This window comes from Pseudorhodoplanes sp. (genome assembly GCF_035565855.1).
Classification (GTDB): domain Bacteria; phylum Pseudomonadota; class Alphaproteobacteria; order Rhizobiales; family Xanthobacteraceae; genus Pseudorhodoplanes.
Window position 1 is genome coordinate 1 of sequence record NZ_DATMRX010000224.1, and the last position, 6,105, is coordinate 6,105.

The window sequence follows — 6,105 nt, forward strand, 5'->3', positions numbered from 1 at the left end:
CTTGATCGAGTTCTCGCCCTTCACGCCGGAAACCGCTTCGGCGACATTGTCCTGCAGGTACTGCGAGAAATTGAACTCGACACCCGGAAACTCGGCCTGAAGCTGCTTCAGCATCTCCTCGGTCAAGCCTTCCTTGTCGAGCCCCGGCCGCCATTTGGCCTGGGGCTTGAGCGGAACGAAAAACTCCGCATTGAACGGCCCGGCGGCGTCGGTCCCGTCATCGGGACGCCCCTGCTGCGAGACAACGGTCTCAACCTCCGGGAAGGAACCGATCAACCGGCGCATCTTGTTCACGTAGCCGTTGCCTTCGGTGAGCGAGATCGTCGAAGGCATGGTGGCGCGAACCCACATGTTGCCTTCCTCAAGCTTCGGCAGGAACTCGAGCCCGAGCGAACGAACGGCGATTGCCGTCAACACCAGCAATGCGGCCACGCCGGCCAGGATGATCGCCTTGTTATGGATGGCAAAGTGCAGTACCGGCCCGTACAGCCGGTGCAACGTGCGCACCAGCCACGTCTCCGTCTCGCGCACATGATCCGGCAGGATGATGGCGCTGAGCGCCGGCGTCACGGTGAACGTGGCCAGCAAGCCGCCGAGCAGAGCATAGGCGTAGGTCTTGGCCATCGGGCCGAAGATGTGGCCCTCCACGCCACTCAGCGTAAACAGCGGCAGGAAGCCGGCAATGATGATCGCTGCGGCAAACAGGATGGAGCGATTGACATCGGTGGCGGCACGATAAATGGCGCCAAGCTTGCCGCTCGCCCCCTCCGGCAGCGCGAACTGCGTGGCTCCGCCATCCGCTCCTGAATGCGAGAGCGCACCGAGCCGACGGAAGATGCTCTCCACCATGATGACCGTCGCATCAACGATCAGGCCGAAGTCGATCGCGCCGACCGACAGCAAGTTGGCGGATTCTCCGCGCAACACCATGATGCCGACGGCAAAGAACAACGCGAACGGAATGGTCAAACCGACGATGAAGGCGCTGCGCAGGTTGCCGAGGAACAGCCATTGCAGCAGGAACACCAGCAGGATGCCGATCACCATGTTATGCAGCACGGTGCCGGTGGTGATCTTGATGAGATCCTGGCGATCGTAGATCCGCTCGATGCGCACACCGGGCGGCAGCACGTTGCCGGCGTTGATGCGCTCGACCTCGGCCTTCACCCTGGCGATGGTGGGCGAGCTTTGCTCGCCGCGCCGCATCAGCACAATGCCCTCGACGATGTCGTTATCGTCGTCCTTGCCGGCGATACCAAGCCGCGGCTTGTTGCTGACCGCCACCGTAGCCACGTCCTTCACCAGCACCGGGTTGCCGCCGTTCTGGGAGATCATGGTGTTGGCGAGATCGTCGATGGACTTGATGAGGCCGACGCCGCGCACGACGGCGGCCTGCGAGCCGATGTCGATGGTGTTGCCGCCGACGTTGAGATTGCTGTTGTTGAGCACCTGCAATAGCTGTTGCAGGGTCAGGCCATAGGCCAAAAGCTTGTTGAAATCGACCTGGACCTCGTAGGTCTTGGTTTTCCCGCCCCAGCCGATCACGTCGATGACGCCCGGCACGGCGCGGAAACGCCGCTCCAGCACCCAGTCCTGCAACGCCTTCAACTCGATCAGATCGTGATTGGGCGGACCAACCAGCTTGTAGCGAAAGACCTCTCCGATCGGACTCAGAGGAGAGATTTGCGGCTGCGCGCCGTTCGGCAGCGGCGGCAACTGGGCCAGCCGGTTTAGAACCTGCTGCAGAGCCTCCTCATAGGTATAGTCGAACGTGAACTGCAGCTTGATGTCGGAAAGACCATAGAGCGAAACGCTCCGCATCGTGTTGAGGTTCTTCAGATTGGACGTCTGAGCCTCGATCGGGATCGTGATGTAACGCTCGATCTCCTCCGCCGAGAGCCCCTCGCTCTGCGTGATCACGTCCACCATCGGCGGCGTGGGATCGGGATAGGCTTCGATATTGAGCTGGTGGAACGCCACGATGCCGCCCGCCATCATCATGACGAACGCCACGACCATGAGGATGCGGTGCTTAAGGGCGAATGCGACGAGCGTATCCATGAGATCGCCGGGTCCCGACCGCGATGAGCGCGATGAGCGCGATCAGGTTGCGGCAGCCTGATCGACGAACAGGCTGCCCTTGGTGACCACCGACTCGCCCGGCTGCAAGCCTTGAAGCACCTGGATCAGGCCGCCATGAGTCATGCCGGTCTTGATGTGCCGCAGCTCGAGAGTTTTGTCACTGCGCGCGACCCACACGCGAGCGGTATCAGCCTCGTAGATCACCGCCTCGCGCGGCACTGCAATCGAGGCAGACCCCTCTTCGGTGTAAATGGTGACGGAGGCAAACATCTCCGGCTTGAAACGGCCGCTCGCGTTGTCGATGGTCGCGCGCACCATCAGGCGGCGGATGGCCGGGTCGAGCGACGCCGCGACGTGGTCGACGGTCGCCTTGAAGGTCGTATTCGGATAGGCCAGCACGCTGAACTCGATCTGTTGCCCTGCCTTGATCTTCGGCGCCTCGCTTTCGCGGACGTAGGCCACGAGCCATACGGTCGAGAGATCGCCGATCGTGTAAACCGGATCGACCGAGCCGATGCTGGTGTAGCTGACATATTGTCCGGGGCCGATCTTGCGCTGCACCACCGTGCCGGCGATTGGCGTGAAGATCGGCGTCTCGGAGCTGATGCGGCCCTGCTTCTCGAAGGCCGCGATCTCCGCATCGGTCTTACCGAGAATGCTGAGGCGGTTGCGCGCGGCCTCAAGTGCGGTTTCCGCGGTGCGCTGGTCGGCGCGCGCCTGGGCGAGACTTGCCTCGGCGGTCTGATAGTCTCGCAGCGGGCCGGCCTTGCTTTCGTAGAGCGTGCGATTTTGCTTCTCGATGATTTCCGCAATCGCCACCTGCGACCGCGCCTTGTTCAAGCCCGCCAGCGCCGCCAGGAAGTCGTTTTGCGCCTGCACCATATCGGCGGCTTCAATGTAGAACAGCGGGTCGCCGGCCTTCACGACATCGCCCGGCTTGGCCATCAGCCGCGTCACCCGGCCGGGATAGGGCGAAAAGATCGGCGTCGCCTGATCCTCGTTGATCGAAATCCGGCCCTCTGTCATGTGCTCGGACCGGAACACGAGGGGCCTCACCACCTCTATTCCGAGCGAAGCCCATTGCGCCGCGGTCGGTACGAAGCGTGCGGTGCGCTTGGCTTGGCTGGACACTTCGGTGTCGGCATTGGACGCGGCTTTCGGATCACGCCCGTCCTGGGTCATGAAAACGATCACGACCGCCGCCACTGCAAGGATAGCCACAACAATCAGCGCGTGCGCCCGGCCGAAAACCCCACGAAGCCGTTGCGGGAAGTCATTAATAGGCATCACCCAAAACCTCAGTCCCTTCCTGCAAAAACGGAGCTTTCAGTCGACGTATAGCAGATATGCATATAGCGCTTCATTAAAAAGCAGCCATCTTTCCGGCTCCTGCTCCAGGTCGCGGACGGGCGCGAAAGGCTCCCGGATCGCGACTTTTTTTGGGATACTTCAGGGGTACTCCAATCGCTCCCGCACTGCGTTCGTGCCAAACTTAACGTCGGTTCATACTTGCCGCCGGTCAGGACATGGACCAATCCTTTCGCCCCGATCGAAGGCGAGGTTGCGATGTCGGAATGGGAGCGCTGGGAAACACGGTTTGGCGCGCCGGGCTATCTGTTCGGCACCGAGCCCAATGCCTTCCTCAAGCGCCACGCGCATCTGCTCAAGCCCGGACAAAAGGCGCTCTCGATTGCGGACGGCGAAGGCCGCAACGGGGTGTTCCTCGCCGAATGCGGCCTCGACGTGCTGGCGATGGATTTCTCTCCCACGGCGCTGGTCAAGGCTGCGGCTCTTGCCAAGGAGCGCGGCGTTACCATCCGCCTCGAACGGGCCGACCTTGAAACCTGGCAATGGCCGGTCAACGCTTTCGATGTGGTCGTGGCGATCTTCATCCAGTTTTGCGCGCCGGCCCTGCGGGCGCGCGTGTTCGACGGCATCAAGCGCGCACTGAAGCCCGGCGGGCTCTTGCTGATGGAGGGCTACGGCCTCAAGCAACTCGAATACAAAACCGGCGGACCCTCGCAGGTCGAGAATCTTTATACGCGCGCGCTTCTGGAGGAGGCGTTCGCCGATTTTTCCTCGCTCGAGATCGAGGAATACGATGCGGCAATCGAGGAAGGCGACGGGCATGGCGGCATGTCCGCCCTGGTCGATTTCGTCGGGCGCAAATAATCCGAACGGACCCGCACGGGCCTCTACCCCGGCCGGCTAAAGCCTTTCCGCCAGGAACCGCATCAACCGCGGCGCCAGGAAGCCGGAGAAGCTGTTCGGCTCGTCGATGGGATCGCTGCCGAAGTAATGCGGCGCGCCCTGCACGATGGTGGTGCGCACGAAGAAGCCCGCCTGCTTGAGCGCCAGCGCGAAGGCATCGGTGTTGGCGCGCCGGTCGACAAGGTCGTCCTCGGTGCCCACGCTCAGATGGACCGCGACCTTGTTATTGGCCAGCGTCGCATGGCTGATCGGCGAGGCGTCGAAGTAGAGTTGCCGGTTCTCCGGCAGCGACGCGCCGAGGAACAATTCGATGTTGTTCTGCCGCGGGCTTTGCAACTGGTAGGTCTGCCACATGTGCGCGAGGTCGTAGACGCCATAGAGGCCGGCGAACACCTTCACCGCGGTGCTTTCGCCGGCGTGCGCATCTTGCGGATAACCGCCGGCGAACAACGGGCTGCCGCCGGCCAGCGCCGCCAGCGCCCCGATGTTGCCGCCGGCGGAATGACCGAACACGCCGATGCGATCGGCGGCAACGTTGAGCGTCTTGGCGTTGCCCCGCACGTATTGGATCGCTGCGAGCACATCTTGCACCGCATGCGGAAACGTCTTCTGCCCGGCCTTGGCAAACCGATAGCTGACCGCAAACAGGCCGATGCCGCGGGCGGCGAAATAGGGTCCCCAATATCGGAATCCCGTGCGCGCGCCCTGCACCCAACCGCCGCCGTGCACGCCGACCAGGATCGGGCAAGGCCCGTCCGCCTTCGGCAAATAGAGATCGCCCGCAAGCGCAACGCTGTCATGCGTCGCATAGGTCACGCCGGGCCGCGTTTCGATTTCGCCCAGCTTTTCGGCCGAATTCATCCTTCGTTTTCCTTTCGACTGAACACGCGATGCGCGGCGATCTTGAAACACCGATGCCGGTCGTGCAATGGAAAGCAGAGTTGGAACGACAGGGCTGCGCACATGCCGGTGAGCACGGGCGAAACCACCTCGGTCGCGGTGAATGGCATCACCATCGAGATGGTTGACCGTGGCCGGGGACGCCCCATCCTCCTGCTACACCCCGATATCGGCATCGAAGCGGCTGCGCCGGTGCTCAACGAGTTCGCGCGCGGCGGGCGCGTGATTGCGCCGTCGCATCCCGGCTTCGGCGCCTCGCAACTGCCGAGCGGTATGAGCACGGTCGACGATCTGTCGTATTTCTATCTCGACTTGCTCGAGCAGCTCGATCTCACCGACGTGCTTGTGGTGGGCATCGGGCTCGGTGGCTGGATCGCCGCCGAGATCGCGATCAAGAACTCAGCACGGCTGTCGCGCCTGGTGATGGCCAACGCGGTCGGCGTCAAGATCGGGGACCGCGAGACCCGAGACATCGTCGATATCTGGTCGATCACGCCAAGCGAGCTGAACGCGCTCGCCTATTTCGATCCGAAGATCGCCGAGCGCGACTACAAGACCCTGCCGCCCGAAACCTCGCTCGCCGCCGCGCGCAACCGCGAGGCCACGGCGCGGTTCTGCTGGTCGCCGTACATGCACGATCCCAAGCTCAAGAGCCGGCTGCACCGCATCAAGCTGCCGACCTTGTTCCTCTGGGGCACCGCCGACCGCATCCTGAGCGAAGCCTACGGCCGGGCCTATTGCGCGCTCATTCCCGGCGCCGCTTTCGAGACGATCGAACGCGCAGGCCATTATCCGCACGTCGAGCAGCCGGAAGCCTTTGCCCGGCGGGCGCTGGCGTTCGCCGGCGACGCATTGCAGACCGCAGCACGCGCACGGCGCGCCTGAGGAGTTTCGCCATGTCCACGTCCGCCG

5 protein-coding genes are annotated in these 6,105 nt (G+C 63.1%); 2 read left to right on the forward strand and 3 right to left on the reverse strand.

Translation table 11 applies throughout. The features are described from left to right. Both VN004_RS12610 and VN004_RS12615 read right to left on the reverse strand, forming a co-directional pair. The coding region (locus VN004_RS12610) for an efflux RND transporter permease subunit (protein ID WP_325610527.1) at positions 1 to 2,061 on the reverse strand (2,061 nt) is incomplete at its 3' end. 42 nt (positions 2,062 to 2,103) lie between these two features. Beyond that, positions 2,104 to 3,369 (reverse strand): efflux RND transporter periplasmic adaptor subunit, encoded by a 1,266-nt coding sequence (locus tag VN004_RS12615; protein ID WP_414710289.1) that lies wholly within the window; start codon positions 3,367 to 3,369, stop codon positions 2,104 to 2,106. A 222-nt stretch (positions 3,370 to 3,591) separates the two neighbouring features. Between VN004_RS12615 and VN004_RS12620 the strand changes: the two genes are divergently transcribed. Continuing rightward, a complete protein-coding gene (locus tag VN004_RS12620; protein WP_325610531.1) occupies positions 3,592 to 4,254 on the forward strand; it encodes a class I SAM-dependent methyltransferase in 663 nt (220 codons plus the stop codon). A 36-nt stretch (positions 4,255 to 4,290) separates the two neighbouring features. Here VN004_RS12620 and VN004_RS12625 read toward each other — a convergent pair whose 3' ends face one another. Then, positions 4,291 to 5,154, reverse strand: coding sequence for an alpha/beta hydrolase (locus VN004_RS12625; protein ID WP_325610533.1), 864 nt, complete (start codon positions 5,152 to 5,154; stop codon positions 4,291 to 4,293). 102 nt (positions 5,155 to 5,256) lie between these two features. Here VN004_RS12625 and VN004_RS12630 point away from each other — a divergent pair, with 102 nt between their 5' ends. Then, on the forward strand, positions 5,257 to 6,078 hold the full coding sequence (locus VN004_RS12630) for an alpha/beta hydrolase (RefSeq protein ID WP_325610535.1): 822 nt from the start codon (positions 5,257 to 5,259) through the stop codon (positions 6,076 to 6,078). Positions 6,079 to 6,105: the final 27 nt, after the last annotated feature.